This is a genomic window from Psychromarinibacter halotolerans, from assembly GCF_029168315.1.
Taxonomy (GTDB): domain Bacteria; phylum Pseudomonadota; class Alphaproteobacteria; order Rhodobacterales; family Rhodobacteraceae; genus Psychromarinibacter; species Psychromarinibacter halotolerans.
In genome coordinates, this window is record NZ_JARGYD010000001.1 from 555,429 (window position 1) to 580,909 (window position 25,481).

The following is a 25,481-nucleotide window of genomic DNA, read 5'->3' on the forward strand; positions in this document are numbered from 1 at the left end:
GCGGCCCCATGCCCGCACCTGCGGAACATCGCGCAATGAATTGGAATAACGCGGGTTTATGGCCGTTCAGCAGGTGCTGGAGCGGGCTTAGGCCGGGGCCTGAGACGACTGGCTTCCCCGCTCGCGGTAGGGGGTGGTGCTGTAATGGGCGCGGTAGCATTTCGAGAAATGCGACGGGCTGGCGAAGCCGCAGGCCAGCGCCACGTTGATCACGCTCATGTCGGTCTGCATCAGCAGGTTCCGCGCCTTCTGCAACCGCAGCTCCATATAGTACCGCTTGGGCGAGCGGTTCAGATAGCGGCGGAACAGCCGTTCAAGCTGGCGCGTCGACATGCCGACATCGCGGGCCAGCGTCGCCGGGCTGATCGGCTCTTCGATGTTCTTTTCCATCATGTGGATCACTTGGCTCAGCTTGGGGTGCCGCACGCCGATGCGGGTCGGCACCGAAAGCCGCTGAGTGTCCTGATCGGTCCGGATCGTGGTGTAGATCAGCTGGTCCGCCACCGCGTTCGCGAGTTCCTCGCCGTGGTCGCGGGCGATGATCTTCAGCATCAGGTCGATCGACGATGTGCCGCCCGCCGTGGTCAGGCGGTTGCCGTCCATCACGAAGACCGACTTGGTCAGTTCGACCTCGTCGAACTCTTCGGCGAAGCTGTCTTGGTTTTCCCAGTGGATCGTCGCGCGTTTGCCGTCCAGCAGACCGGCCTTGGCAAGGGTGTACCCGGCGGTGCACAGCCCGCCCACCGTCGCCCCGCGCCGGGCCTCGCGCCGCAGCCAGTTCAGCATCTTCCGGGTCGAGGCGGCCTGCACCGCGATGCCACCGCACACAAGGATCGTGTCGTCGCGCAACAGCTCGTCTAGGTCAGAGTCCAGCTTGAACTGCGCACCGGAAGAGCTTGTCGCGAAATCACCGCCTTCGCCGATGATCTTCCACTCGTACAGGGTCCGGCCCGCCATGAGGTTCGCGATGCGCAAGGATTCCACCGCGCAGGAAAAGCAAAGCATCGTGAAGTTATCGAGAAGAACGAAGACGAACCGCCGGGGCTTCTGCCCGGTATCCTCGACTTCGACAATCTGGCGACTCGGCTCCATGTCCGCTGATCCTGGCTCGTTCGTCGCGCAACGGAACCAGCTTTGCCGGGGGCGCGCAAGATAGCCCCTGCACAAAAAACGTCATGATGCGTCGGAAATGGGCGCACATTCCCGGTTCCAACGTAAGGCGTCTGCCTTTATACGGGGGCACCTTTAAAGGCACACGTCGGAGGAAGACATGAGCAATTGGGACAAGTCTGGATGGCGCGCGAAGCCTCGGGTCCAGATGCCCGAGTATACGGATCAAGCCGCGCTGAAGGCCGTCGAGGCGCAGCTGGCCAAGTATCCGCCGCTCGTCTTTGCCGGGGAATGCCGTCGTATGCGCGAGAAGCTTGCCGCGGTCTCGCGCGGCGAGGCGTTTCTTCTGCAGGGCGGGGACTGCGCGGAAAGCTTTAACGAGTTCTCGGCAGACAACATTCGCGACACCTTCAAGGTGCTGCTGCAAATGGCGATGGTTCTGACCTTCGGCGCCAAGGTGCCCGTGGTCAAAGTCGGCCGCATGGCCGGCCAGTTCGCCAAGCCCCGTTCGGCCCCGACCGAGACGGTCGGCGGTGTCGAGCTGCCCAGCTATCGCGGCGACATCATCAACGGGTTCGACTTCACTCCGGACGCGCGGATCCCCGATCCGAACCGGATGCTGCAGGCCTACACGCAGGCTGCGGCCTCGCTGAACCTGCTGCGGGCGTTCTCGACCGGTGGTTTCGCCGACGTGCACCGCGTGCACGCGTGGACGCTGGGCTTTACCGAAAGCGACGAGGCCGAGCGTTACCGCGATCTGGCCAACCGCCTGCAGGACACGCTGGACTTTATGAAGGCCGCCGGTGTCACCGACACGACCAACAAGGACATGTCGACCGTCGACTTCTACACCAGCCACGAGGCGCTGCTTCTGGAATACGAAGAGGCGCTGTGCCGGACGGATTCGACCTCGGGCGCGCAGATCGCGGGGTCGGGTCACATGATCTGGATCGGCGACCGCACCCGTCAGCCCGACGGCGCGCATGTCGAGTTCTGCCGCGGCGTTCAGAACCCCATCGGCCTGAAATGCGGCCCGTCCACCACCGTGGACGACCTGAAGGTCCTGATGGAAAAGCTGAACCCGAACAACGAGGCGGGCCGCCTGACCCTGATCGCGCGCTTCGGCGCCGGGTCGGTGGGCGATCACCTGCCGCGTCTGGTCAAAGCGGTTCAGGAAGAAGGCGCGAATGTCGTCTGGTCCTGTGACCCGATGCACGGCAACACGATCAAGTCCTCGACCGGCTACAAGACCCGGCCGTTCGACAGCGTGCTGCGCGAGGTGCAGGAGTTCTTCGACATCCACAACGCCGAGGGCACGATCCCCGGCGGCGTGCATTTCGAGATGACCGGCAAAGACGTGACCGAGTGCACCGGCGGCGTGCAGGCGGTGACGGACGAGAACCTGTCCGACCGTTACCACACCGCGTGCGACCCGCGTCTGAACGCGACGCAGGCGCTGGAACTGGCCTTCCTCGTCGCCGAGGAAATCATCCAGCGCCGCGAACCGCAGCGCGTCGCCGCCGAGTAATCTCGCGGCCTTTGAAAGATCGAAAGGCGCGGTTCCCGGACAGGGGCCGCGCCTTTTTCTTTGTCGGTATCAGTCGGGTGTCAGGCGCAGGCGGCCTTGTCGGCCTCGGCGAATGCCTCTGCGGCGGCTTCCAGCGTCAGCATGATCGACGCATGCCGGTTCTTGAAATCGCGGGCGGGCAGCAGAACCTCCAGCCCGTCGAACGGGGCGTCGGGCACGGGGCCTTCGGACTTCAGCATCGCTTTCAACTGGTCGCGGGCCGTCTCGACCTCGGCGCGGGTGCGGCCGATGATCTGGCGCCCGACGACAGACGCCGCGGCCTGTCCCAGCGCGCAGGCTTTCACGTCCTGGGCATAGTCGGTGATGCGACCATCCTCGGTCACAAGATCGACCGTCACGGTCGATCCGCACAGCGGAGAGCGTTTCTTGACCGACGCCTGCGGCGCGTCAAGGCGCCCGAGGTGCGGTATATCGGCTGCAAGTTCAAGGATCTGGCCCGAATACAGCTTGATAAGATCAGAGTCGCTCATGGCTTTTCCTGCTGGCTTGAACCCCCTACATAGGGCGGCGCAATCCATGAGGAAAGGGGTTCGGTCATGGCGTTCGATCCGAGCACGCTTAAATTCGATGACAAGGGGCTGATCCCCGTCGTGGCGCAGGACCACGCCACGGGCGAGGTTCTGATGGTCGCGTGGATGAACGCCGAGGCCGTGGCGAAGACCTTGGAGACCGGCCGCGTGACCTACTGGAGCCGCTCTCGCCAGAGTTTCTGGATCAAGGGAGAAACCTCGGGCCACGTTCAGACGCTGGTGGAGCTGCGGGTCGATTGCGACCGCGACTGCCTGCTGGCGCTGGTGGAACAGGAGGGTCCGGCGTGCCACACGAACCGGCGCAGCTGTTTCTACACCGCGATCCGCGACGGCGAAGAGACCGAGATCATGTCGCCGATGGTGTGACCGGCAGGCCCGCCATCTCGATCACCTGATCGGGCGACAGGCCGTCGTCGCGATAGGCGCGGATGGACCGGGCGTCGTCCCGCTTTGCCAGCCGCTTGCCGGTGTCGTCGCGCACCAGCCCGTGATGGTAATACTGCAGGATCGGCAGCCCCAGCAGCGCCTGCAGAAGAACGTGAATCCACGTCGCCGAAAACAGGTCGGCGCCGCGCACGACCTCTGTGATGCCCTGTTCCGCGTCATCGACTACCACCGACAGGTGATACGAGGTGCCCATGTCCTTGCGCGCAAGGATCACGTCGCCGATCTGCACGATCAGGTCGTTGGCCACCAACGGGTGAACGCCGCCGAACAACGGGCCGGTTTCGCGGAAGGCGGGCAGGGCGTCGAGATGCGCGGTCGCCCGCGTCATGTCCAGCCGGATCGCGTCGGTCGGCCCGGCGTCGGCCATGGATCGGCCCCGGCAGGTGCCCGGATAGATGATGCCGTCGGGCCCCTCGATCGGCGTGCCTTCCTGCGGCGCGGACAGCGCGGCGCGGATGTCGCCCCGGGTGCAGTTGCAGGGATAGCAAAGGCCCATGTCGATCAGCCGGTCCAGCGCCGCGCGATAGGCGGGCATACGGTCGGATTGGCGCATCACCGGCTGCGGCCAGTCAAGGCCAAGCCAGTGCAGGTCCTCGAAGATCTGCTGTTCGTATTCGTCCCGCGACCGGGCGCGGTCGATGTCCTCGATCCGCAGCAGAAAGCTGCCGCCCTCGGCCCGCGCGCGCCGAAAGGCGGTCAGCGCGGAATAGGCGTGGCCGATGTGCAGCGGGCCCGTCGGGGACGGGGCGAAGCGGGTGACGTAGGTCACGCCTTTTCGAACACGTAGACCGTCGACCCAAGGTCGATGCCGGGGATGTGGGGGCCGTGTTCCTCGAACAGAAGGCTTGCGATGCCGTCGGTCGTCCAGTCGCGCAGCGGCGCCATATAGTTCGGATCGGTCAGCGTGTGATCGTTGAAGCTGAAGGCCAGCAACCCGCGCGGGGCCAGACCCTCCATTAGGATCTCCAGCAACTCGGACGGACCGGCGCCGGACCCGATCACGCCGCTGGCGGTGATCGCCGTGTACTTGCCGCTGTCGAACGGAAGCTCTGCGCCGGGATGCGTTTGCCACAGATCGCGGTACACGCCCTTGTCGGCGGCCTGCGCCAGCATCTCGGCCGACAGGTCGGTGCCGTCGATGACGGTGAACCCGTTCTGGATCAGCGCCGCGCCGGAAAGTCCCGTGCCGCAGCCGAAGTCCAACACGGGCTTGTCCATGTTCTGAATTTGCGCCGCAAGAGCGCGCGCCACGCGCATCGGGGTCGCATAGCCTTGTTCCAGCAGCTCGTCGTCATAGCTGCCAGCCCATTCGTCGTAGATTTGTCGCGCCTCCTCGGTGTTTTTCACCGAATAGACCTTTTCCAGGTATGTTTTGCTCATACCCCTGAGATAGCGCGATTTATGGCGAATGGTACAGGGGCCTGCCGGGAAATCCCGGGCCAGGCCCCCGTGTCCTTAGGCGGGTTCCGTCGCGGCTGCCAGCCAGTCGGTCCACGCGGCCTTGGCCCGGTCGGTGTACCCCTTGTAGCGGGCCGGCCGGTTGCGGCGGCCGCCTTTCAGGTCGACCGGCGGGAACAGCCCGAAATTGACGTTCATCGGCTGGAACGTCTTCGCCTCGGCGCCGCCGGTGATGTGGTGGATCAGGGCGCCCATCGCGGTCTCGTGCGGCGGGGCAGTGATCGGGCGGCCAAGGATCTCGGCGGCGGCCATGCGACCGGCCAGAAGCCCCATCGCAGAGGATTCGACATAGCCTTCGACACCGGTGATCTGCCCGGCGAAGCGGATGTTGGGGCGCGAGCGCAGGCGCATCTGGTCGTCCAGCAGCGTGGGCGAGTTGATGAAGGTGTTGCGGTGGATGCCGCCAAGCCGCGCGAACTTCGCGTCCTCCAGCCCGGGGATCATCCGGAACACATCGGCTTGCGCGCCGTATTTCATCTTGGTCTGGAAACCGACGATGTTGAACAGCGTGCCCAGCGCGTTGTCGCGGCGCAGCTGCACCACGGCCCAAGGCTTCACGTCCGGCTGGTGCGGGTTGGTCAGGCCCACGGGCTTCATCGGTCCGTGGCGCAGGGTTTCGCGGCCACGCTCGGCCATCACCTCGATCGGCAGACAGCCGTCGAAATACTTCGCGGTCTCGCCGTCGTGGAACTGGGTCTTGTCGGAGTCGATCAGCGCGTCGATGAACGCCTCGTAGGTGGGCTTGTCCATCGGGCAGTTGAGATAGGCCTTTTGCTCTTCCTCGGTCTCGCCCTTGTCATAGCGCGATTGGAACCACGCTTTTTCCATGTCGATGCTTTCGGCATAGACGATGGGGGCGATGGCGTCGAAGAAGGCCAGCGCGTCGGCGCCGGTTTCGGCACGGATCGATTCCGCCAGATTGCCCGAGGTCAGCGGGCCGGTGGCGATGATCCACTTGCCCTCGGTCGGAAGCTCGGTGATCTCGCCTTCCTCGACGGTGACGCGGGGATGCGCGCGCAGGGTGTCCGTGACGGTTTGGGCGAACGGCTCGCGGTCAACGGCCAGCGCGCCACCGGCGGGCAGGGCGTGGCGGTCTGCGGTGGCCATGATCAGCCCGTTCGCGGCGCGCATTTCCCAATGCAATAGGCCCACGGCGTTCTGCTCGTCGTCATCCGACCGGAACGAGTTGGAACAGACCATCTCGGCCAGATTGCCGGTATGGTGCGCGAAGGTGCCGACCTTGGGCCGCATCTCGTGGATGACGACGTCGACGCCGGCGTTCGCGGCCTGCCAAGCGGCTTCCGAGCCCGCCATGCCGCCGCCGATGATGTGGAGTGTCTCGCTCATGTGCCCCCAGATATGGCGCAATCCCGGCTTTGAAAACCGGGATTCGCGCAATCGGGGGCCGTCGCCGGGTCAGGCGGCGTTCTTTTTGCCGTCCCAGACGCCGTGGAAGATGCTGCGCGGGTTCTCGGCGGTGCGGTTCGGGTCGGGGCGTTCCGCAGTCGCGTCCTTGCGCGGGGCAACGCGGCGCGGCGCGACGACCACATCGACAAGCCGGGGTTCGGCCAGCGTGGTGATCAGCAGGGCCGCCAGAAGGGTCAGGTCCAGCGCCAGCACGGGGATCACGTCGCCGCCCGAATGCGCCAGCCGGATCACACCGGTCGCGAAGACGTACAGCGCCAGCAGGATGCAGGCGGGCCGGACCGCGGTGCGGAACAACAGCGCGAAGGCGCCGACGGCAAGGTAGACGGTCGTCACGGTAATCGCCAGCGGCGCGGCGATGACGCCGCTTAGCAGGGCGGCGCCGGATTCGGTGATGTGAAGCGCCGCGGCGGTGGCAAGGAAGAACGCGCCGATAAGGATGCGGACAAGCGTGGCCCCGCCAGACAGCACTGCGCCAAGCAGAGGGGGTAAAGTGTTTCGCATGACCGTTTTCCCGTTCGCCGATGGCGGTTCAATCCGCCGTTCCCCGCACGGTTAACCAGCGGTTTGGCGGCGCAGCGGCGCGATTGCGGCAAGGGCGGGGCGAGTCGTGGAATTTTGCGTGCGGCAGGCGCGATCTGGGCAAAACGCAAACGGCCGCGCGTCACAGGGACAGCGCGGCCGTGGCGAGTGTTGTGTTCGGAACCGTTACTCGGAGGCGTCCGGCAGTTCGGCCTCGTCTTCCGACTGTTCGGCGATCCACGCGACGGACACGACCACTTCGCCCGCCGCGGTGTTGAACACCTTCACGCCACCGGCCCCGCGCGAGCGGAAGCTGATGCCGTCGACGGGGCAGCGGATCGACTGGCCGTTCGAGGTGACCAGCATGATCTGGTCGTCCATCTCGACCGGGAAGCTGGCGACGATCTCGCCGCCGCGCATCTGCTTTTCCCACGCCGTGACGCCAAGGCCGCCGCGTCCGCGCACCGGATAGTCGTGACTGGACGTCAGCTTGCCCAACCCGCCTGCGGTGATCGTCAGGATCAGGTTCTCGGCCGCCGACATCTCGGCATAGCGTTCGGGCGAAAGCGGGCTGTTGGCGTTTCCTTCCTCGTCCTCGGACACTTCGGCGTCGTCCGCCAGACCGGCCATTGCGCGGCGCATCTTCAGGTACGAGGCCCGCTCGTCCGATTCCGCCTCGAAGTGGCGGATGATCGACATCGACACGACCTCGTCGCCGTTGTTCAGCTTCACGCCACGCACACCGGTCGAGGCGCGCGAGTTGAACACGCGCACGTCGGGCACCGGGAAGCGGATCGCGCGGCCCGAGTTGGTGACAAGCATCACGTCGTCATCTTCGGAACAGATCCGGGCGTTGATCAGGCGAACGCCTTCTTCCTCGCCTTCGAACTTCATCGCGATCTTGCCGTTCGACTTCACGTTGGTGAAATCGGACAGCCGGTTGCGCCGGACAGAGCCCTTGCTTGTGGCGAAAACGATCTGAAGATCGTTCCACTCGGCCTCGTCCCGGTCCACCGGCATGATCGCGGCGATCGAGACGCCGGTCGGGATCGGCAGGATGTTCACGATGGCCTTGCCGCGCGCGGTCCGTCCACCCGAGGGAAGGCGCCACGTCTTCAACTTGTAGGCCATGCCGTCGGTGGTGAAGAACAGCAGCTGCGTGTGGGTGTTGGCCACGAAGAGGGTCGTGACGACGTCCTCTTCCTTCAGCCCGCCACCCGACAAGCCCTTGCCGCCGCGCTTCTGCTCGCGGAACTCGACCAGCGGGGTGCGCTTGATATAGCCGCCCTGGGTCACGGTCACGACCATGTCCTCACGCTCGATCAGGTCCTCGTCCATCATGTCGCCGGACCAGTCGGCGATCTCGGTCCGGCGCGGCACCGCGAACAGGTCGCGCACTTCGGCCAGTTCGTCCGAGATGATCTGCATGATGCGGTCGCGCGACCGCAGGATGTCGAGATAGTCGCGGATCTTTCCGGCCAGTTCCTGCAGCTCGTCCGTGATTTCCTTGACGCCCATCTGGGTCAGGCGCTGCAGCCGCAGATCAAGGATGGCGCGGGCCTGCGTTTCCGACAGGTTGTAGGTGCCGTCCTCGTTCATCTTGTGGCTGGGGTCGTCGATCAGCTGGATGTACTCGGCGATGTCGCCAGCAGGCCAGCGGCGCGTCATCAGCTTCTCGCGGGCTTCCGCCGCATCCGCCGAGGCGCGGATCGTCGCGACGACCTCGTCCACGTTCGACACGGCGACGGCTAGGCCGCACAAGATGTGCGAGCGTTCGCGCGCCTTGCGCAGCAGGTACGCGGTGCGGCGGGCGACGACCTCTTCGCGGAACGAGATGAAGTAGGTCAGGAAGTCGCGCAGCGTCAGTTGTTCGGGCTTGCCGCCGTTCAGCGCCAGCATGTTGCAGCCGAACGAGGTCTGCATCGACGTGAAGCGGAACAGCTGGTTCAGCACCACCTCGGGCGTCGCGTCGCGCTTCAGTTCGATCACCACGCGGACGCCGACCCGGTCGGATTCGTCCTGCACGTTGGCGATGCCTTCGATCTTCTTGTCCCGAGCAAGATCAGCGATCTGCTCGACCATCTTCATCTTGTTGACCTGATACGGGACCTCTTCGACGATGATCGCGAACCGGTCCTTGCGGATCTCTTCGACCTTGGTCTTGGCGCGCAGCACGACCGAGCCGCGGCTTTCGGTATAGGCCTTGCGCGCGCCGCCCCGGCCCAGCATCACGCCGCCGGTGGGGAAGTCGGGGCCGGGCACGTATTCCATCAGCTGGATGGAATCGAGATCCGGGTTCTCGATCAGCGCCTGCGTCGCGTCGATCACCTCGCCCAGGTTATGGGGCGGGATGTTGGTGGCCATGCCGACGGCGATGCCGCCCGCGCCGTTGACCAGCATGTTCGGGAACCGCGCCGGCAGGACCATCGGTTCGGTCTGCTTGCCGTCGTAGTTGTCCTGAAAGTCGACCGTGTCCTTGTCGATGTCGGCCAGCAGATAGTTCGCCGCCTTCGCCATCCGGACTTCGGTGTAACGGAAAGCCGCGGGCGGGTCGCCGTCCATCGAGCCGAAGTTGCCCTGACCGTCGAGCAGGGGCAGGGACATCGAGAAGTCCTGCGTCATCCGCACCAGCGCGTCGTAGATCGCCGCGTCGCCATGCGGGTGATACTGGCCCATCGTGTCGGCCACCGGGCGCGACGACTTTCGGTAGGGCTTGTCGAAGGTGTTCCCGACCTCGTTCATCGCGAACAGGATCCGACGGTGCACAGGTTTCAGGCCATCGCGCAGATCGGGGATCGCGCGACTGACAATAACCGACATCGCATAGTCGAGGTACGCAGTGCGCATCTCGGCTTCGATGGTCACCGAAGGGCCCGTGGGCTCTGGCCGCTCGGGGGGCATTCCGTCTTCGTTTTCAGGGGTTTCCGGCGTGTCGCTCACGTGACGTCCCGCTTCTTGGCTTTGCGCTATATATTGTTGTCTTCCACTATACCCTGCCGAGGATATGGGGTTCAACAGTGACTTTCATTTAAGCAAGCAGCCACCGGATTAGAGTGCTAACACACTGTTTTTGTTGATTATAAAAGAATCTCCGGCATGGTTTTCATACAGGTGTCACATGGAGGTGCAAGTGAGCATGTCGGAAACCGAACTTTTGCTGAAGGGATACGGGCTGACCACGGCAGAGATTTTCTATCGTATGCCCGATTACAAGAACGTGCTGAACACGTTCGTCTGGCAAGAGTACGACCTTGCCCCGGACCATCCCAAGCTGTTCGAATTCATCGAGTTCTGGCAGGACAGCATCGAGGGTCCGTTGCATTCGGTGCGGTTCACCCATCGCAAGATGATCCGGCCCGGTGAATGGCGCAACGTGGTGGGCGAGTTCACCTATCACTGATCCGGCAGGCCCGGGCGGCGCGTGGCCTCTGGTCGCCCGGTCATTGAATTTCCCCGATTTGCCAGTAGGCTGGCCGTAACTTGCACGGTCAGGGAACGGTTTCACATGTCGGATGACAGGCAGGGCGGCAGCGATCCGTCCTTCGAGGATCTCGGCGCCGAGGCGCGCCGACTGGCCGAGGCGGCATCGCGCTTTGCGCAACAGGCCAGCCGGTTCGGACAGGCGCGGGGCCGCGAATTCGCGGGGGCCGCACGCGACGCCTTCGACGAGGGCTCGGACATGGCGGGCAGGGCCGTTCAGAAGAATCCGCTGCTCGCGCTGGCGGCGGCGACCGGGATGGGCCTTATCCTTGGCCTTGCGCGGCGACGCTGATGCTGGCGGGGCTTGAATACCGGATCCGCATGGCGGTCCGCTCGGGGCTGACGCAGCTGATCAGCGCGCTGGTCGCCATCTTCTTCATCGTCGCGGGGCTGCTGTGCCTGCTGGTCGCGCTTTGGGTTTCGTTGGCCGAGGCGCACGGCACCGTCTTCGCGGCGCTGGTCACTGGCGGGGCACTGTTGGGGCTTGGGCTGGTCGTTCTGGCGATCGGTCTGCTGCTGCGGCCGCGCCCGCTGCCGCCTGCGGCACCCGTGTTCCCTGTGGCGGACCTGATTGCCGCGTTCATGCAAGGAATGCAGGCATCGCGAGCGCCCGCGCCCAAATCGCAAGACGCCCCAGACGACGAGGTCGGGACGCCAGAGCCGGAAAAACGGGAAAGCTAAGGCCGCCGGCAGAACCGGCAGCCTGTAATGTCACGTCGGGATCAGGGGATGATCCGCGTGTACTTGGTGCCTTTCAGCGTGGCACCGGCGATCAGGCCGGCCTGACCGAAGATCACCGCGATGATCGGCAGCATGGCCGTCGTGGTGTCGGCGGACAGGTTCTCGCCGTTCTGGTTCAGCGTGTATTCGACGTCTGCGCCAGCGGACCAGCCCGGCGAGCGGCGGAAGTTCTCCAGCGCCTCGGTGGTCATGAAGAACAGCACGTGGGAATACTGCTGTGCGCCGATCTGCAGGCCGATGGTGCCCGCAGCGGCCGAGTAGTAGTCGACCGTGGCGTTGTTCACCCGCAGCGCGCCGCGCCCGTAGGACCCGCCAAGCCCGAACCCGGCCTTGGTGACCAGCGGCATCACCAGCATGCCGACCGACTTGTCGCGCAGGTCGGTGGTCTGGGGATACTTGGAATACAGGAAATTCAGTGTCTGGTCGACGCGCGCGTCGATCATCTGGGCTCCGTTAGAGCCGACGCCGTTGCCGCAGGCGGCCAGAAAGCCTGCACTGCCGAGACCCGCGATGAAACCGCGGCGGGATGGAATGGTCATGATATATGCCCTTGTACTGCCGGTCTGCCTGATGCGCCCGTTGTTAAGCGGCGCTTGACCGTGAGAATAGCGCAACGATTCCGTCCTGTCACCCGCGAGATGCCATCATGGGCGGCAAAACGACGGGTTAAGCGCCCGCTTTCAGCGCCCGGGCGGCCTCGGGGGCGAAATAGGTCAGGATGCCGTCGCAACCGGCGCGCTTGAAACACAAAAGGCTTTCCAGCATCACCTTCGGCCCGTCCAGCCATCCGTTCTGCGCCGCGCCCTGCAGCATCGCGTACTCTCCCGACACCTGATAGGCATAGGTCGGCACCTGCAACTCGTCCTTCACGCGGCGGCAGATGTCGAGATACGGCATCCCCGGTTTCACCATCACCATGTCGGCCCCTTCGGCAAGGTCGCGGGCGACGAGCCGCAGCGCCTCGTCCGAGTTGCCGGGGTCCATCTGGTAGGTCTTCTTGTCGCCCTTCAGCGCCGCCGAGGCGCCGACGGCATCGCGGAACGGCCCGTAGAACCCCGACGCGTATTTGGCCGAGTAGGACAGGATCGTCACGTTCTGGTGGCCCGCCTGTTCCAGCGCCATCCGCATCGCGCCGATGCGGCCGTCCATCATGTCGGACGGGCCGATGATGTCGGCCCCAGCCTCGGCCTGCGCCAGCGTCATCTTGACCAGCGCCTCGACGGTGGCGTCGTTGACGATCTCGCCATCCACGACAAAGCCGTCGTGGCCGTTGGCGTTGTACGGGTCCAGCGCCACATCCGTCATGATCGCGATCTCTGGCACCTCGGCCTTGATCGCGCGGATCGCGCGGTTGGTCAGGTTGTCGGGGCTCCACGCCATCGCGCAGTCCTCGGTCCGGTCTTCGGCGGCGGTGTAGGGAAACAGGCAGATCGCCGGGATGCCCAGCGATGCGGCCTCTTCGGCGGCGCGCACCACGCGGTCCACGGTCAGCCGCGACACGCCCGGCATCGACGCGATCGGCGTTTCGTCGTTCTCGCCGTCGCGGATGAAGACCGGCCAGATGAAATCGTCCACGGTCAGGGTGTTCTCGCGCATCAGGCGGCGGCGCGAGTCGTGGGCCCGCATGCGGCGGAAACGGGCGGCGGGGAAGGGGGCGGATGCGGTGACCATAAGGAAGCCTGTCGTCTTGGGGTACAAATCGAGGCATCGCAGGGAATTAGCGCCACCTCAAGTCTAGGAATTGCCGCAGGACGGGATTAGGGTCCGGGCAAGGCAAGAATGGAAGACCCGACGTGGACTGGTACAGCACCGTTTTCGAGCTGATAGACATGCGGTCGTTTTCCAACCTCTGGTATTGGATCGCGCTCGCCGTGGTCTGGTCGTCGGCCAGCCACTGGGTTCTTGGCGTGCCCTACGATCTGGTGCATGGCGCCGGGCGGCGCGGGGGCCAGCGGCAGCAGGATCTCGAGGATCTGGTCCGCATCAACTGCAATCGCATCCAGCATATCAGCGACGTGTCGGGCCTTTGGCTGATCGGTATGACCTGCGCCCTGCTGTCCGGACTTGCGGTCACCGGCTTCTTTTACTGGATCGAGTTCGCGCAGGCCGTGTTCCTGATCCTGTTCCCGCTGGCCATCGTCGGCGTGCTATCGATGCACGCGGCGCGCAGCATCACCGAGCGCAACCTGACCGGAGAGGCGCTGCGCAACCGGCTTCGTCTGCAGCGCCTGTTCACGCAGGTGATCGGGCTGGTGTCGATCTTCGTCACCGCCATGTGGGGGATGTGGCAGAACATGTCGGTCGGCGTTCTGGGGGGCTGAACCGCCCCGCGCCGTCGCAGCCAAAAAGCCGCCCGTTTGCCGGTTGACACCGACCGTCCGCTCGTTACCTGACCTAAGCCATGTCCCCGACCGAATTCATCACCGTTGGCGGCGCCCCCGAAGGGTATGACGCCGATCTCGTCCTTCGCGAGCTTGACCGTTCCGGCGGCCCCGTGATCCACGTCGCGCGCGACGACAAGCGGCTGGCCGCGATGCGCGCCGCGCTGGAATTCTTCGACCCGCAGATGCCGGTTCTCAGTTTTCCGGGCTGGGACTGTTTGCCCTATGACCGGGTGTCGCCGCACGCCGACATCGCGGCGGCCCGGATGGCCGCGCTGGCCGGGCTTGTGGGCGGGATGCCCGCGAAGTTCGTGCTGCTGACCACGTTGAACGCGGTAAGCCAGCGGGTGCCCGCGCGCGAGATCCTGCGCGAGGCCTCGTTCACCGCGCGGGTCGACGACCGCATCGACGAGGCTGCGCTGCGCAACTTCCTTGTCCGCATGGGCTTTACGCAGGCGCCCACGGTGATGGAGCCGGGCGACTACGCGATCCGGGGCGGGATCATCGACATCTACCCGCCGGGCGACGCGGGGCCGGTGCGGCTGGACCTGTTCGGCGACGTGCTGGACGGCGCGCGCCGGTTCGATCCGGTCAGCCAGCGCACCACCGAAAAGCTGGACGTGATCGAGCTCGCCCCGGTGTCCGAGGTGATCCTCGACGACGCGGCGATCACCCGGTTCCGCCAGAACTACCGCATCGAATTCGGCGCGGCGGGTACCGATGACCCGCTGTACGAGGCGGTCAGCGCGGGCCGCAAACATCAGGGCATCGAACACTGGCTGCCGTTCTTCCACGACAGGCTGGAGACGCTGTTCGACTACATGCCCGGCGCGTCGGTCTGCCTTGACGATCAGGTCGGCCCGCAGCGGATCGCCCGGTGGGAGTCCATCGTCGACCAGTACGAAACGCGTCAGCACGCGATGACGCAGAAGAACCGGATCGACACCGTCTACAAGCCGTGCCCGCCGGGACTGCTGTACCTTGACGACGACGCGTGGACTGCGGCGCTTGGCGCGCGGCGGGTGCTGCAGTTCAGCCCGTTGCCGCAGGCCACCGGACCGGGCGTGATCGACGCGGGCGGGCGGATCGGGCGCAACTTCTCGCCCGAGCGGCAGCAGGAATCCGTCAGCCTCTTCGGCGCGGTCGCCGATCATGTCCGCGCGCGGATGAAAGCGGGGCCGGTGGTGCTGGCCGCCTATTCCGAAGGCGCCGCCGAACGGCTGGGTCACCTGTTGGAAGATCACGAGATCACCGGCGTCGACCGCGTCAGCCGCGCCGGGGAACTGGTGGACCTGCAGGGCCCGGCGCTTGCGGTCTGGCCGCTGGAATCCGGCTTCTCGACCGACACGCTGACGGTCATCGCGGAACAGGACATCCTTGGCGACCGCCTGATCCGGCAACCGAAAAAGAAACGCCGGGCCGAGAACTTCCTGACCGAGACGCAGTCGCTGTCGCCCGGCGACCTTGTCGTCCATGTCGATCACGGCATCGGTCGCTACAAAGGCCTAGAGGTCGTGTCGGCCCTTGGCGCGCCGCACGAGTGTATCTGGCTGGAATACGCGGGCGGCGACCGGCTGTTCCTGCCGGTCGAGAACATCGAATTGCTGTCCCGCTACGGCCACGAGGAAGGGCTGCTGGACAAGCTGGGCGGCGGTGCGTGGCAGGCCAAGAAGGCCCGACTGAAAGAACGCATCCGCGAGATCGCCGACCGGCTGATCCGGGTGGCCGCCGAACGCTATCTGCGCAAGGGCGCCATCATGGAGCCCCCGGCGGGCATGTGGGATTCCTTCAGCGCGCGGTTCCCGTACCAAGAGACCGACGATCAGCTGTCGGCCATCGCGGATGTGCTGGGCGATCTTGCGTCCGGCACGCCGATGGACCGGCTGGTCTGCGGCGACGTGGGGTTCGGCAAGACCGAGGTCGCGATGCGCGCGGCCTTCGTCGCCGCCATGAGCGGGCGGCAGGTGGCGGTGATCGCGCCCACGACGCTGCTGGCGCGGCAGCACTACAAAAGCTTCGCGGAACGGTTCCGGGGCTTCCCGGTCGAGGTGCGGCAGCTGTCGCGTTTCGTCACCGCGAAAGAAGCGTCCGACACGCGCGATGCAATCAGCCGTGGCACTTGCGACATCGTCATTGGCACCCATGCGTTGCTGGCCAAGGGCATCCGCTTCAAGGATCTTGGCCTGCTGGTGATCGACGAGGAACAGCACTTTGGCGTCACCCACAAGGAACGCCTCAAGGAACTGCGGTCCGACGTCCACGTCCTGACCCTGACCGCGACGCCGATCCCGCGCACCCTGCAATTGTCGCTGACCGGCGTGCGGGACCTGTCGATCATCGGCACCCCGCCGGTCGACCGGCTGGCGATCCGCACCTACGTGTCCGAGTTCGACGCCGTCACCATCCGAGAGGCGCTGCTGCGCGAACACTATCGCGGCGGCCAATCGTTCTATGTGGTTCCGCGCATCAGCGATCTGGCCGAGGTCGAGGCGTTCCTGCGCGATCAGGTGCCCGAGGTAAGCTTTGTCACCGCCCACGGCCAGATGGCGGCGGGCGAGTTGGATGACCGGATGAACGCGTTCTACGACGGCAAGTACGACGTGCTGCTGGCCACCACGATCGTGGAATCCGGCCTCGATATCCCGACCGCCAACACGATGGTGGTGCACCGGGCCGACATGTTCGGACTGGCGCAGCTGTACCAGATCCGGGGCAGGGTGGGCCGGTCGAAGACCCGCGCCTATGCTTACCTGACCACCAAGCCGCGCACCCCGCTGACGCCGACCGCCGAAAAGCGGCTGCGAGTGCTGGGCTCGCTCGACTCGCTGGGCGCCGGTTTCACGCTGGCCTCGCAGGATCTCGACATTCGCGGCGCGGGCAACCTGCTGGGCGAAGAGCAGTCGGGCAACATTAACGAGGTCGGCTACGAGCTGTACCAGTCGATGCTGGAAGACGCGATTTCCAAGATCCGCTCGGGCGAGATGGAGGGCCTGACCGACACCGGCAACGAACAGTGGGCGCCGCAGATCAACCTTGGCGTTCCGGTGCTGATCCCCGACGACTATGTGCCCGACCTTGACGTCCGGCTGGGCCTGTACCGCCGCCTGTCCGAACTGAAGTCCAAGGTCGAACTGGAAGGCTTCGCGGCCGAGTTGATCGACCGGTTCGGCAAGTTGCCGAAAGAGGTCAACATGCTGATGCTGATCGTGCGCATCAAGGACATGTGCAAGCGCGCGGGCATCGCCAAGCTGGATGGCGGGCCGAAGGGCGGGACGATCCAGTTCCACAACGACCGCTTCGCGAACCCCGCGGGGCTGGTCGACTTCATCAAGGCGCAGGGCGAGCAGGCGAAGGTCAAGGACAACAAGATCGTCATCCGCCGCGACTGGTCGAAGACGAAGGACCGCATTCAGGGCGCCTTCAGCATCGCACAGGATCTGGCCAAGCACGCCAAGGTCGAGAAGACGAAGGCCTGACGGGGTATCAGAACCCCGAAAACACCATGTCGAGCGCGCCACGGATCTCGTAATCGCGTTCAGACATGTCCGCGACGGGCGGATCTTGGATCAAGTGCTGCGGGACGGCGGCGAGCTCTGCGGTGTGCAGCACATGCGGTTGACCGAGAAGGTCGAAAACGGGCTCCAGCCGGGTGAAGGGACGCGGACCGTCGGAAAGCGGGATCAACGGCGCGACCACGCGGGTGCCCGTTTCGATCAGGTCGGATTGAAGGTCGACAACCAAGGGACCCGCTGGCAGCCGGTAGACGCAGAACTGCGCCATCACTCGGTCTTGAGGGTCTGATGCCGTGCAAGCGGCAGACCATTGGCCTTAAGCCAGTCCCGCCGCTGCGCCAACGCCTCTGCATTCTCGGCGGCCCAATCCTTGGCATTTGCCTCGCGGACGGCCTGCGCCAGCGCAGCCTCGCTGATGGCCGATACATTCAGGCCAAGCGCGCGCGCCGCATCAAGGGTCGCCGCGTCGACAGAGATATTCGTGCGCTGTTTTTCCGAAGGTTGGCGGGCCATGATGCGATCCCCTGAGGATGCCCATCACGCTACACACGATGCGTGTGTAGATCAATGAAAAGGGCCGGCCCGTGTGGCCGGCCCCTTCGTGTTCACGCGGCCTTGTCGGCCTCGACATGGGCGGTCAGCGCGTCGATGTCCTTGAAGAACATGTGGCTCTCGCCGACGCCGGCAGGCCGGTCGCCAAGGAAGGCGAGCGGCAGCTTGCGGGCGGCAAGGGTGCGCTGCACCGTGTCGGCGATGCCGGTGGCGGGATCGAAGAAATCCGCGCTGAGCCGGGCGACCGGAACCACGATGGCGCGGGCGCCTTGGGTCGAGGCCTCGCCCAGCACGACCTGCAGGCCCGAGCCGCCGCCGAGGGGAACGCCGGTCTCGCCACAAGCCAGAACCGGAACGCCGCCGATGTTTTTCAGTACGTCTGCCATGTTGCTACTCCTGTAGTGATTGCCCGGTGCACGGCTTGCGGCACCGGGACGATGTCGGTTTGGGGAAAAGGGATCTGTCTAAAATCGGTCGGTGAAACGCCCCGCGATGCGGGATGTTCCGTCAATTCAAATCGGGGTCAGCTGTGCTGCGACACCGCCGGCCGTGTGCCGGGATGGGCAGGGGCCGTGGGATGCGCGGCCGCGCCGGGGGAAGCGATCACGCTGCGGCCTTCCAGCTTCATCTGGATCAGAAGGAACGTTAGCGCGAACACGTAACAGATAGCGGCGCCCAGCGTCAGTGCAAGGGGCGTGCCATCGAAACTCAGGCCGATCGGAACCGCGATGATCACCGCGCCCACAGTGGCGATGGCGCCGATCACCGACGCGCCCAGCCCGGCCATCTTGCCCAGCGGTTCCATCGCGATGGCGTTCAGGTTGCCGATGCACAGGCCGGCCATCAAGAAGATCGACTGCAGCCAGATCAGGAACGCGGCGAAGTACAGGTTTCCATCCAGCGCGCCGGTCAGGACAAGGATCGTCATTGTCGTGGACAGCACGATCTGCACCGTCATGGCCACCTGCGCGATCCGGCGCATCCCATAGCGCACCACCAGCCGCGAGTTCAGGAAGCTGCCCAGCGCCGAGAACAGCGCAATGGCGCCGAACCAATAGGGGAAGGTCTCGGCGCGGTCGAAGACCTGGTTGAACACCGGCTCGGCGGTGGACAGCGTGGTGAACATTGCGGCGAAGACGAAGGCCTGCGACGCGATGGTCAGCGAGACGGTCTTGTTCGACAGGATCTCTTTCGCGCCGGACGCAAGGCTTGACGGTTTGAAGGGGCGGCGGTTCTCGGCGGCCAGCGTCTCGGGCTGGCGCAGCAACAGCCACAGGCCGACGATGGTGGCAAAACCGACATAGCCCAGGAAGATCGCGCGCCAGTCGGCAATGGCGATGAAGAACTGGCCGGTCAGCGGGGCAACGGCGGGCACCAGCGTGAAGACCATCATCGTGAACGACATGATCTGCGCCATGCGGCGGCCTTCGTACACATCGCGCACCAGCGCCAGCGCGGCAACGCGCGGACCGGCGGCGCCCAGCCCCTGGACCAGCCGCGCGGCCAGCAGCAGTTCCAGCGTGGGCGCGACGTAGCACAGCAGCGCCCCGACGATGTACAGGGTGAACCCGCCGATGATGATCGGCTTGCGTCCGAACCGGTCGCTGAGCGGGCCGGTGACCATCGTGGCCAGTCCCATGCCCAGAACGAAGCTGGTAATGATCAGCTGAGCCCGGTTCGGGTCATCGGGCGTCAGGGTGTTCGAAATCTCTGTCAGCGCGGGCAGCATCGAGTCGACCGCGAAGGCGACCGAGGCAATCATCATCGCCATCAGGGCGACAAATTCGGGCTGAGACAAAGCTTTTTTCTGCATGCTGCCCAAGTATCATTTTTTCCAGAAATTGGAAGCCTGAAACATGTGCAGGGCAGATGAATGCTGTGTGCATATTTTGCCGCATCGCCGATTGCGGCGTGGTATCAAGAGCTTGCGGCGTCCTGTTCCATCAACTCGGTGATCACCTGCACCCAAAGTTCGGGCGGTTGCGCGCCCGGAACGGCATGGCGCTGGCCGACCACGAAGGTCGGAACGCCGGTCACGCCGTGTTCGCGCGCCCACGCATCGCGGCCGCGGATATCGTCGCGGTCTGCGTCGCCTTGCAGAAGCTGGCGCACCACCGCCGCATCCATGCCCGCGCTGTCGGCGATGTCGGCCAGAACGTCCACGTCGCCGATGTCGCGGCCTTCCTGGAAATAGGCCCGGAACAGGGCGGACACCACCGGCGTCTGGCGCTGTTCCAGCCCGGCCCAATGGATCAGCCGGTGCGCGTCCAGCGTGCTTGGCGTGCGTTGGATCGCGGCGAAGTCGATGTTCAGCCCGGCGGCCTCGGCGGCTTCGACCACGGGGGCATAGGCCTTCAGCGCGCCGTCGCGTCCGCCGAACTTGTGCTCAAGGTATTCGGTCCGGTCCATGCCGCCCGCCGGCATCTCGGGGTTCAGCTGGAACGGATGCCATTCAATCTCGAACGGATGATCGCCGATTTTTTCCAGCGCACGGTCAAGGTTCGTCTTGCCGATATAGCACCAAGGGCAGATCGGGTCCGAGATGATGTCGAGCTTGACCATGATGGGTCTCCGGTCGCGGGGTGGACTGCGCTTGTAGCGGAGCATGCCGCCCGACGCAAACCGCCCGGCAGGGGCGCTGCCGGGCGGGTCGAAGGGCAGGGATGGGTCAGGTCAGATCAAGGGCACCAGCGGAACCCCGCAGGCGGCCAGAGCCAGAAGCGAAAGAAGGCAAAGGGCGATACGCATGGTCATTCCTCTTCCCACCACCAGACAAGCGGCTGCCAGTCCAGCCAGTCGCCGTAGATCGGGATATGCTCGGGGAAGCGCAGTTCCTTCACATGGGCGATCCGGCTGGTGTTGTACTGATACGTCGGGATCACATAGCGCCCTGCGGTCAGGATGCGGTCCAGCGCCTTGGTCGCGGCGACGAATTCATCGTTCGAGCGCGCGTTCAGGATCCGGTCGATCATCGCGACGGCGGCCGGGCTGTCCATGCCCATCCAGTTCTTGGTGCCCGGTTCGGTCAGGCCTTCGGGGCCCCAATAGTAGTACTGTTCGTTCCCGGGGCTCAGCGACAGCGCGACACGGTACAGGGTCATGTCGAAGTCGTAGATCTGCGTCCGTTCGTTGTACTGCGCGGTGTCGACCGCATTAACCGTCGGAAAGATTCCGATCCGCTTCAGGGACTCGACGTAGATGTCGATGAAGGTCTGCGCCTCGGCGGCGCCGCTTTCCAGCAGGATCTCGAACTCGAAAGCATTGCCCGCTTCGTCGGACAGGACACCGTCCTTCACGGTCCAGCCCGCCTCGCGGAACAGGTCCAGCGCCCGCGAGATGTTGGCGCGGTTGCGAACCGAGCCGTCCGAGACGGGCAGGGAGTAGCCTTCCAGCGTGCCGGGCAGCAGTTGATCGGCGAAAGGCTCCAGCATCTCACGCACCAGCCCCTCGGCGGGGCCGTGGTCCATCCCCAGAAGCGAGTTCGAGAAATATGACGTGATTCTGGGGTTTTGCCCGCCGGTCTGTGTCTGGTTTATGAACTCGAAGTTGAACGCGTGGATCAGCGCGTCGCGCACGCGCCAATCCTGAAATTCCGGGTTGCGGGTGTTCATCACGAAGCCGGTGATGCCAGAGGGACGCCCGTGCGGCACAAGTGACTTGATCACGTCGCCAGCCTGAACGGCGGGGAAGTCGTACTGTTCGTCCCATTTCGAAGCGTTGAATTCTCGGTTGGAATTCAGCTCTCCGGCCTTGAACGCCTCGAACTGCGCGGTGCCGTCGGCGTAGAACTCCATGCGGATCTCGTCGAGGTTGGCATGACCGGCGGTCACGGGCAGATCCTTGCCCCAGTAATCCGGGTTCCGCTTGAGCGAGACATAGCGGCCAGCCTCGAACCGGTCGATCACGTAGGGGCCGGTCAGGATCGGAAGCTCATCCAGCCCCGAGTCGGTGAAGTCCGTGTCTTCCCACTGCGTTTTCTTCAGGATCGGGCGCAGGCCCATGATCAGCGCCAGTTCGCGGTCGGCGGTGTTGAAGGTGATCCGTACCGTGCGTTCGCCCACGGCCTCGATGCTTTCGACCTTCTCCCACGCGCCCAGATACCGGGGGTGCCCCTCGGTGCCCAAGGTCTCGTAGGACCAGATCACGTCCTCGACGGTGACGGGGCTGCCGTCCGAGAAGGCGGCTTCGGGGCGCAGGGTGAATTCGACCCATGTGCGGTCGGGATCCGTCTCGACCGATTCGGCCAGAAGGCCGTACAGCGTGAAGGGTTCGTCCCAGTTTCGCGCCATCAGGCTTTCCGAGGTCAGAAAGCGCAGCTGCCACGGGACCGAGCCTTTCCGGATGTACGGGTTCAGGCTGTCGAAGCTGCCGACCTCTCCGGTGACGATCCGGCCGCCGGTGGGGGCGTCGGGATTGGCATAGGGGAAGGCCACAAAATCCGGTGGCAGGGCGGGCTCGCCGTACATAGCTATGCCATGCTTCGGCTCGGCCGCCGCAAGTCCGGCGGAAAGGCAGAAGACCGCGGTCGCGAATGCTGCAGCGCGGCTGAGGGGGCGGATGCGGATCATGTGCTCGGGGTTCCTTCTGCTCGCTCGGGGATTTTTGAGCAAATCTATCGACGTAACCGGGTCATTTCAAACTTTTACCTTTGACCACGCACATTAAGCGGCTATAAAGGGGGCACTGCTCGATAGGTTTCTTGCCTGTATGAAACCTGCCTCAATAACTTAACGCCCGCCTTGTGCGGGCGTTTTTTTTCGCCCTCGCGCAGCTTTTGCCCTTGTTAGAAAGGCCCCGTGCCAGCGCCGCCGAAAATCGGCTGTCGGCGCGAATCTCCCGTCGGTTCGATTCGGGATTTTCCCTTTGGGACGGCGCGCTTGACGGCTCCTGCTATCAGGAAGGATCGCACGGTCGATATGTGCCCCAGCGTCACCGCCGGGCTTCGTGATAGGATTTCCAGGAACACGGCGCGGCGATTGGCTCTTATCTTCGCAGATGCAGCATGGCAGGGTCCGGGCAAGGATCTGCACAGGAGGAATGAACATGTCACTCAAGGGGAAAACGGCGGTCGTCACCGGCTCGAATTCGGGCATCGGCCTTGGCGTCGCGAAGGCGCTGGCGAAGGCGGGCGCGGACGTCGTTCTGAACTCTTTCACCAACCGTGACGAGGATCACCAGTTGGCCGCCGACGTGGGCCGCGAATTCGGTGTCACCGCCCGCTATATCAAGGCCGACATGTCGAAGGGCGACGAGTGCCGCGCGCTGATCGAACAGGCGGGCGCCTGCGATATCCTTGTGAACAATGCGGGTATCCAGCACGTCGCCAACATCGAGGACTTCCCGCCCGAGAAGTGGGACGCCATCATCGCGATCAACCTCAGCTCTGTGTTTCATACCACCGCCGCCGCGATCCCGATGATGCGCAAGGCGGGCTGGGGCAGGGTGATCAACATCGCTTCGGCCCACGGTCTACGCGCCAGCCCCTACAAGGTGGCCTATGTCGCGGCGAAGCACGGCGTTGTGGGCATGACCAAGGTGGCCGGGCTGGAGACGGCGAAGGACCCGATCACAGTCAACGCGATCTGTCCCGGATACGTCCTGACCCCGCTTGTGGAATCCCAGATCCCCGACACCGCGAAGGAATATAACATCTCGGAAGACGAGGCGATCGAGAAGGTCATCCTAGCCAAGCAGCCGTCGAAGGATTTCGTGACGGTCGAACAGTTGGGCGGGCTGGCCACGTTCCTGTGCTCGGACGCCGCCGACCAGATCACCGCGACGACCCTGTCGGCGGACGGCGGCTGGACCGCGCAATAAGGGATCGTCCGAACGCGCCCGGGTTCAGGCGGAACATCCGCTGACGGAGGCAAGGCATTGAAGAAACAGATCAATCTTGCCCTGCAAGGTGGCGGCGCCCACGGCGCCTTCACGTGGGGCGTGCTGGACCGGCTTCTGGAAGAGCCCGATATCGAGATCGCCGCGGTCTCGGGCACCTCTGCCGGGGCGTTGAACGCGGCGGCGCTGAAGGCCGGGATGGCCCGCGGCGGGGCGCAGGCCGCGCGCGACAACCTTGCGTGGCTGTGGGAACAGATGGGCGCGCTGGACACGACGCTGTTCCCGGACTGGGCGCGCGCCTTCTGGCCGGCTCCGGCGACCATGTCGCGCTTGGTGGCGCTGAGCCCCGCCTATCTATGGACGGACATGGCCAGCCGCGTCCTGAGCCCCTATGCGCTGGGGCCGCTGTACGAGAACCCGCTGAAGCGTGTGGTCGAGTATTTCCGGTTCGAGGATGTCTGTTCCGACGCCGGCCCCCGCCTGTTCGTCAGCGCCACCAACGTGCGCAACGGCAAGATCCGCGTGTTTTCTGGCGACACGATCCACGCCGATGTCATCCTTGCCTCGGCCTGTCTGCCGAACATCTTTCAGGCGGTAGAGATCGAGGACCCGGTCACTGGCACGGTCGAGGCATATTGGGACGGTGGCTATACCGGCAATCCGGCGCTGTTCCCGATGTATGAACCGGACCTGCCGGATGACATCGTCATCGTGAACATCAACCCGCTGTACCGCGAGGAAGTCCCGCGCACCGCGCAGGAAATTCAGAACCGGATCAACGAGATAAGCTTCAACTCTTCGCTGCTGCGCGAACTGCGCGCGATCAGTTTCGTGCGCGATCTCATCGCGGCGGGCCGGGTGCCCGAAGGCACGATGAAGCGCGTGCTGGTCCACATGATCGCCGACGACGAGCTGATGAACATGCTGTCCGAGGCGACGAAGATCGTGCCGACGCCCAGCGTCCTGTCGGATCTGCGGGACTCGGGGCGCCGACGGGCGGGGGCCTTCCTAGAGGACCACAAGGACAAGATCGGCGTCGAAGCCAGCGTGAACCTTGAAGAAATGTTCGGTTAGGCCGACAGCTTCTCGGGGTCGCGCGGCTTGACTTCGGCTGGCTCGATCTCGGGCACCTTGCCGTTCGGATAGACAAGCCCCGCCGAGATCACCAGCTTGGCCGCATCTTCGACGGTCATGTCCAGTTCGATCACCTCGCTCCGGGGGACGAACAGCAGAAAGCCCGAGGTCGGGTTCGGCGTTGTCGGCAGGAAGACCGACATCAGGTCGTCGTCGGACGGGATGCGGGCCTTCACCTCGCCCTTGGCGCTGGTGGAGATGAACGCAATCGCCCAGATGCCCCGGCGCGGGTATTCGACAAGGCAGGCGGTGTCGAACGACGACTCGGCCTGGCTGAACACGGTTTCGGCGATCTGTTTCAGGCCGTTATAGATCGACCTGACCACCGGCATCCGGTCCACGAGGCTTTCGGCATAGTTGATCATCGACCGCCCGATGATGCCCTTGGCCAACCAGCCGACGAGGATGGTGAAGATCAGGAACAGCACGACGCCAAGGCCGCGCACGTTTACCGGCGCCTCGACTCCGAAGAAGGTTTCGATAATGTTTTCAGGCTGGTACGCGTTCGGGACGAAGGGCAGAACGAACCCGTCGATCCAGCCGATCACCGACCAAAGCAGCCAAAGCGTCAGGCCGATGGGCGCGATGACGACCAGTCCCGTCAGGAAAGACGTTCTGAGCCGCCCGAACATCGTGCTTCTCTGCCGCTGGACCGGCGTTTCCCCCTGAGGGGCGATGGGCGGTTTCGTCATGATGTGGTAGCCAAGCCCCAAGTTACACTGCGAATGTAGGGTCGCCGAGGGTGCCGCACAACGGCAGCCCCGAC

The 25,481-nt window shown here is 64.8% G+C and carries 25 protein-coding genes; 9 read left to right on the plus strand and 16 right to left on the minus strand.

The window, feature by feature from the left end; genetic code table 11:
* Nucleotides 1-87: 87 nt before the first annotated feature.
* On the minus strand, nucleotides 88-1,092 hold the full coding sequence (locus tag P1K30_RS02640; RefSeq protein WP_275631115.1) for a GlxA family transcriptional regulator: 1,005 nt from the start codon (nucleotides 1,090-1,092) through the stop codon (nucleotides 88-90).
* 178 nt (nucleotides 1,093-1,270) lie between these two features.
* On the opposite strand from P1K30_RS02640, the gene P1K30_RS02645 reads away from it, so the two are divergent.
* The gene (locus P1K30_RS02645) at nucleotides 1,271-2,638 is read left to right on the plus strand and encodes a class II 3-deoxy-7-phosphoheptulonate synthase (protein ID WP_275631116.1); all 1,368 of its coding nucleotides are present in this window, start codon (nucleotides 1,271-1,273) and stop codon (nucleotides 2,636-2,638) included.
* An 80-nt stretch (nucleotides 2,639-2,718) separates the two neighbouring features.
* On the opposite strand, the gene P1K30_RS02650 is transcribed toward P1K30_RS02645, so the two are convergent.
* Entirely contained in the window at nucleotides 2,719-3,168 is a 450-nt protein-coding gene (locus tag P1K30_RS02650) for an iron-sulfur cluster assembly scaffold protein (RefSeq protein WP_275631117.1), read from the minus strand.
* Between the two features lie 66 nt (nucleotides 3,169-3,234).
* On the opposite strand from P1K30_RS02650, the gene hisI reads away from it, so the two are divergent.
* Nucleotides 3,235-3,594 carry a phosphoribosyl-AMP cyclohydrolase gene (gene hisI / locus P1K30_RS02655; protein ID WP_275631118.1) on the plus strand — a complete coding sequence of 120 codons (360 nt, stop codon included), beginning with the start codon at nucleotides 3,235-3,237 and terminating at the stop codon, nucleotides 3,592-3,594.
* On the opposite strand, the gene gluQRS is transcribed toward hisI, so the two are convergent.
* The 5 genes from gluQRS to gyrA form a co-directional block, all read right to left on the minus strand.
* Nucleotides 3,575-4,444, minus strand: coding sequence for a tRNA glutamyl-Q(34) synthetase GluQRS (gene gluQRS, locus P1K30_RS02660; protein ID WP_275631119.1), 870 nt, complete (start codon nucleotides 4,442-4,444; stop codon nucleotides 3,575-3,577). The genes hisI and gluQRS overlap by 20 nt on opposite strands.
* Nucleotides 4,441-5,055 carry a class I SAM-dependent DNA methyltransferase gene (locus tag P1K30_RS02665; protein WP_275631120.1) on the minus strand — a complete coding sequence of 205 codons (615 nt, stop codon included), beginning with the start codon at nucleotides 5,053-5,055 and terminating at the stop codon, nucleotides 4,441-4,443. The genes gluQRS and P1K30_RS02665 overlap by 4 nt, the downstream gene beginning before the upstream one ends.
* 75 nt (nucleotides 5,056-5,130) lie before the next feature.
* Nucleotides 5,131-6,480: a methylenetetrahydrofolate--tRNA-(uracil(54)-C(5))-methyltransferase (FADH(2)-oxidizing) TrmFO gene (trmFO, locus tag P1K30_RS02670; protein WP_275631121.1), complete on the minus strand. Its 1,350-nt coding sequence runs from the start codon at nucleotides 6,478-6,480 to the stop codon at nucleotides 5,131-5,133.
* Nucleotides 6,481-6,549: 69 nt separating this feature from the next.
* Nucleotides 6,550-7,062 carry a hypothetical protein gene (locus P1K30_RS02675; protein WP_275631122.1) on the minus strand — a complete coding sequence of 171 codons (513 nt, stop codon included), beginning with the start codon at nucleotides 7,060-7,062 and terminating at the stop codon, nucleotides 6,550-6,552.
* 204 nt (nucleotides 7,063-7,266) lie between these two features.
* Nucleotides 7,267-10,020 carry a DNA gyrase subunit A gene (gene gyrA / locus P1K30_RS02680; RefSeq protein WP_275631123.1) on the minus strand — a complete coding sequence of 918 codons (2,754 nt, stop codon included), beginning with the start codon at nucleotides 10,018-10,020 and terminating at the stop codon, nucleotides 7,267-7,269.
* 196 nt (nucleotides 10,021-10,216) lie between these two features.
* Here gyrA and P1K30_RS02685 point away from each other — a divergent pair, with 196 nt between their 5' ends.
* From P1K30_RS02685 to P1K30_RS02695, 3 genes are all read left to right on the plus strand, one after another.
* Complete coding sequence (locus tag P1K30_RS02685; protein WP_379562025.1) at nucleotides 10,217-10,480, plus strand: usg protein; 264 nt, start codon at nucleotides 10,217-10,219, stop codon at nucleotides 10,478-10,480.
* A 105-nt stretch (nucleotides 10,481-10,585) separates the two neighbouring features.
* Nucleotides 10,586-10,852: a hypothetical protein gene (locus P1K30_RS02690; protein WP_275631125.1), complete on the plus strand. Its 267-nt coding sequence runs from the start codon at nucleotides 10,586-10,588 to the stop codon at nucleotides 10,850-10,852.
* Entirely contained in the window at nucleotides 10,852-11,241 is a 390-nt protein-coding gene (locus tag P1K30_RS02695; protein ID WP_275631126.1) for a hypothetical protein, read from the plus strand. The genes P1K30_RS02690 and P1K30_RS02695 overlap by 1 nt, the downstream gene beginning before the upstream one ends.
* 41 nt (nucleotides 11,242-11,282) lie before the next feature.
* On the opposite strand, the gene P1K30_RS02700 is transcribed toward P1K30_RS02695, so the two are convergent.
* Nucleotides 11,283-11,840 carry a lipid-binding SYLF domain-containing protein gene (locus tag P1K30_RS02700; protein WP_275631127.1) on the minus strand — a complete coding sequence of 186 codons (558 nt, stop codon included), beginning with the start codon at nucleotides 11,838-11,840 and terminating at the stop codon, nucleotides 11,283-11,285.
* 127 nt (nucleotides 11,841-11,967) lie between these two features.
* Nucleotides 11,968-12,972: a porphobilinogen synthase gene (gene hemB, locus P1K30_RS02705; protein ID WP_275631128.1), complete on the minus strand. Its 1,005-nt coding sequence runs from the start codon at nucleotides 12,970-12,972 to the stop codon at nucleotides 11,968-11,970.
* Between the two features lie 122 nt (nucleotides 12,973-13,094).
* Between hemB and P1K30_RS02710 the strand changes: the two genes are divergently transcribed.
* Together P1K30_RS02710 and mfd are read left to right on the plus strand one after the other, a co-directional pair.
* A complete protein-coding gene (locus P1K30_RS02710; RefSeq protein WP_275631129.1) occupies nucleotides 13,095-13,622 on the plus strand; it encodes a component of SufBCD complex in 528 nt (175 codons plus the stop codon).
* An 80-nt stretch (nucleotides 13,623-13,702) separates the two neighbouring features.
* Complete coding sequence (gene mfd / locus P1K30_RS02715; RefSeq protein ID WP_275631130.1) at nucleotides 13,703-17,158, plus strand: transcription-repair coupling factor; 3,456 nt, start codon at nucleotides 13,703-13,705, stop codon at nucleotides 17,156-17,158.
* Nucleotides 17,159-17,165: 7 nt separating this feature from the next.
* On the opposite strand, the gene P1K30_RS02720 is transcribed toward mfd, so the two are convergent.
* The 6 genes from P1K30_RS02720 to P1K30_RS02745 form a co-directional block, all read right to left on the minus strand.
* Nucleotides 17,166-17,462, minus strand: coding sequence for a CcdB family protein (locus P1K30_RS02720; RefSeq protein ID WP_275631131.1), 297 nt, complete (start codon nucleotides 17,460-17,462; stop codon nucleotides 17,166-17,168).
* Entirely contained in the window at nucleotides 17,462-17,707 is a 246-nt protein-coding gene (locus P1K30_RS02725; RefSeq protein WP_275631132.1) for a type II toxin-antitoxin system CcdA family antitoxin, read from the minus strand. The genes P1K30_RS02720 and P1K30_RS02725 overlap by 1 nt, the downstream gene beginning before the upstream one ends.
* A gap of 92 nt (nucleotides 17,708-17,799) precedes the next feature.
* Nucleotides 17,800-18,132 (minus strand): DUF4180 domain-containing protein, encoded by a 333-nt coding sequence (locus tag P1K30_RS02730; RefSeq protein ID WP_275631133.1) that lies wholly within the window; start codon nucleotides 18,130-18,132, stop codon nucleotides 17,800-17,802.
* Between the two features lie 137 nt (nucleotides 18,133-18,269).
* A complete protein-coding gene (locus P1K30_RS02735; RefSeq protein WP_275631134.1) occupies nucleotides 18,270-19,559 on the minus strand; it encodes a multidrug effflux MFS transporter in 1,290 nt (429 codons plus the stop codon).
* Between the two features lie 104 nt (nucleotides 19,560-19,663).
* Nucleotides 19,664-20,308: a DsbA family oxidoreductase gene (locus P1K30_RS02740; RefSeq protein WP_275631135.1), complete on the minus strand. Its 645-nt coding sequence runs from the start codon at nucleotides 20,306-20,308 to the stop codon at nucleotides 19,664-19,666.
* A gap of 188 nt (nucleotides 20,309-20,496) precedes the next feature.
* Complete coding sequence (locus P1K30_RS02745) at nucleotides 20,497-22,314, minus strand: extracellular solute-binding protein (RefSeq protein WP_275631136.1); 1,818 nt, start codon at nucleotides 22,312-22,314, stop codon at nucleotides 20,497-20,499.
* Nucleotides 22,315-22,789: 475 nt separating this feature from the next.
* On the opposite strand from P1K30_RS02745, the gene P1K30_RS02750 reads away from it, so the two are divergent.
* Together P1K30_RS02750 and P1K30_RS02755 are read left to right on the plus strand one after the other, a co-directional pair.
* A complete protein-coding gene (locus P1K30_RS02750; RefSeq protein WP_275631137.1) occupies nucleotides 22,790-23,563 on the plus strand; it encodes a 3-hydroxybutyrate dehydrogenase in 774 nt (257 codons plus the stop codon).
* A 57-nt stretch (nucleotides 23,564-23,620) separates the two neighbouring features.
* A complete protein-coding gene (locus tag P1K30_RS02755) occupies nucleotides 23,621-24,655 on the plus strand; it encodes a patatin-like phospholipase family protein (protein WP_275631138.1) in 1,035 nt (344 codons plus the stop codon).
* Here P1K30_RS02755 and P1K30_RS02760 read toward each other — a convergent pair.
* Nucleotides 24,652-25,407: a DUF502 domain-containing protein gene (locus P1K30_RS02760; RefSeq protein ID WP_379561024.1), complete on the minus strand. Its 756-nt coding sequence runs from the start codon at nucleotides 25,405-25,407 to the stop codon at nucleotides 24,652-24,654. The two genes, P1K30_RS02755 and P1K30_RS02760, sit on opposite strands and share 4 nt — an antisense overlap.
* Nucleotides 25,408-25,481: the final 74 nt, after the last annotated feature.

Excerpts from the sequence above, each read along its gene's own strand:
- P1K30_RS02640 (WP_275631115.1), bottom strand. The coding sequence starts at position 1,092 with ATGGAGCCGAGTCGCCAGATTGTCGAAGTCGAGGATACCGGGCAGAAG.
- P1K30_RS02645 (WP_275631116.1), top strand. The coding sequence starts at position 1,271 with ATGAGCAATTGGGACAAGTCTGGATGGCGCGCGAAGCCTCGGGTCCAG.
- P1K30_RS02650 (WP_275631117.1), bottom strand. The coding sequence starts at position 3,168 with ATGAGCGACTCTGATCTTATCAAGCTGTATTCGGGCCAGATCCTTGAA.
- hisI (WP_275631118.1), top strand. The coding sequence starts at position 3,235 with ATGGCGTTCGATCCGAGCACGCTTAAATTCGATGACAAGGGGCTGATC.
- P1K30_RS02665 (WP_275631120.1), bottom strand. The coding sequence starts at position 5,055 with ATGAGCAAAACATACCTGGAAAAGGTCTATTCGGTGAAAAACACCGAG.
- trmFO (WP_275631121.1), bottom strand. The coding sequence starts at position 6,480 with ATGAGCGAGACACTCCACATCATCGGCGGCGGCATGGCGGGCTCGGAA.
- P1K30_RS02675 (WP_275631122.1), bottom strand. The coding sequence starts at position 7,062 with ATGCGAAACACTTTACCCCCTCTGCTTGGCGCAGTGCTGTCTGGCGGG.
- P1K30_RS02685 (WP_379562025.1), top strand. The coding sequence starts at position 10,217 with ATGTCGGAAACCGAACTTTTGCTGAAGGGATACGGGCTGACCACGGCA.
- P1K30_RS02690 (WP_275631125.1), top strand. The coding sequence starts at position 10,586 with ATGTCGGATGACAGGCAGGGCGGCAGCGATCCGTCCTTCGAGGATCTC.
- P1K30_RS02695 (WP_275631126.1), top strand. The coding sequence starts at position 10,852 with ATGCTGGCGGGGCTTGAATACCGGATCCGCATGGCGGTCCGCTCGGGG.
- P1K30_RS02700 (WP_275631127.1), bottom strand. The coding sequence starts at position 11,840 with ATGACCATTCCATCCCGCCGCGGTTTCATCGCGGGTCTCGGCAGTGCA.
- hemB (WP_275631128.1), bottom strand. The coding sequence starts at position 12,972 with ATGGTCACCGCATCCGCCCCCTTCCCCGCCGCCCGTTTCCGCCGCATG.
- mfd (WP_275631130.1), top strand. The coding sequence starts at position 13,703 with ATGTCCCCGACCGAATTCATCACCGTTGGCGGCGCCCCCGAAGGGTAT.
- P1K30_RS02720 (WP_275631131.1), bottom strand. The coding sequence starts at position 17,462 with ATGGCGCAGTTCTGCGTCTACCGGCTGCCAGCGGGTCCCTTGGTTGTC.
- P1K30_RS02725 (WP_275631132.1), bottom strand. The coding sequence starts at position 17,707 with ATGGCCCGCCAACCTTCGGAAAAACAGCGCACGAATATCTCTGTCGAC.
- P1K30_RS02730 (WP_275631133.1), bottom strand. The coding sequence starts at position 18,132 with ATGGCAGACGTACTGAAAAACATCGGCGGCGTTCCGGTTCTGGCTTGT.
- P1K30_RS02735 (WP_275631134.1), bottom strand. The coding sequence starts at position 19,559 with ATGCAGAAAAAAGCTTTGTCTCAGCCCGAATTTGTCGCCCTGATGGCG.
- P1K30_RS02740 (WP_275631135.1), bottom strand. The coding sequence starts at position 20,308 with ATGGTCAAGCTCGACATCATCTCGGACCCGATCTGCCCTTGGTGCTAT.
- P1K30_RS02745 (WP_275631136.1), bottom strand. The coding sequence starts at position 22,314 with ATGATCCGCATCCGCCCCCTCAGCCGCGCTGCAGCATTCGCGACCGCG.
- P1K30_RS02750 (WP_275631137.1), top strand. The coding sequence starts at position 22,790 with ATGTCACTCAAGGGGAAAACGGCGGTCGTCACCGGCTCGAATTCGGGC.
- P1K30_RS02760 (WP_379561024.1), bottom strand. The coding sequence starts at position 25,407 with ATGACGAAACCGCCCATCGCCCCTCAGGGGGAAACGCCGGTCCAGCGG.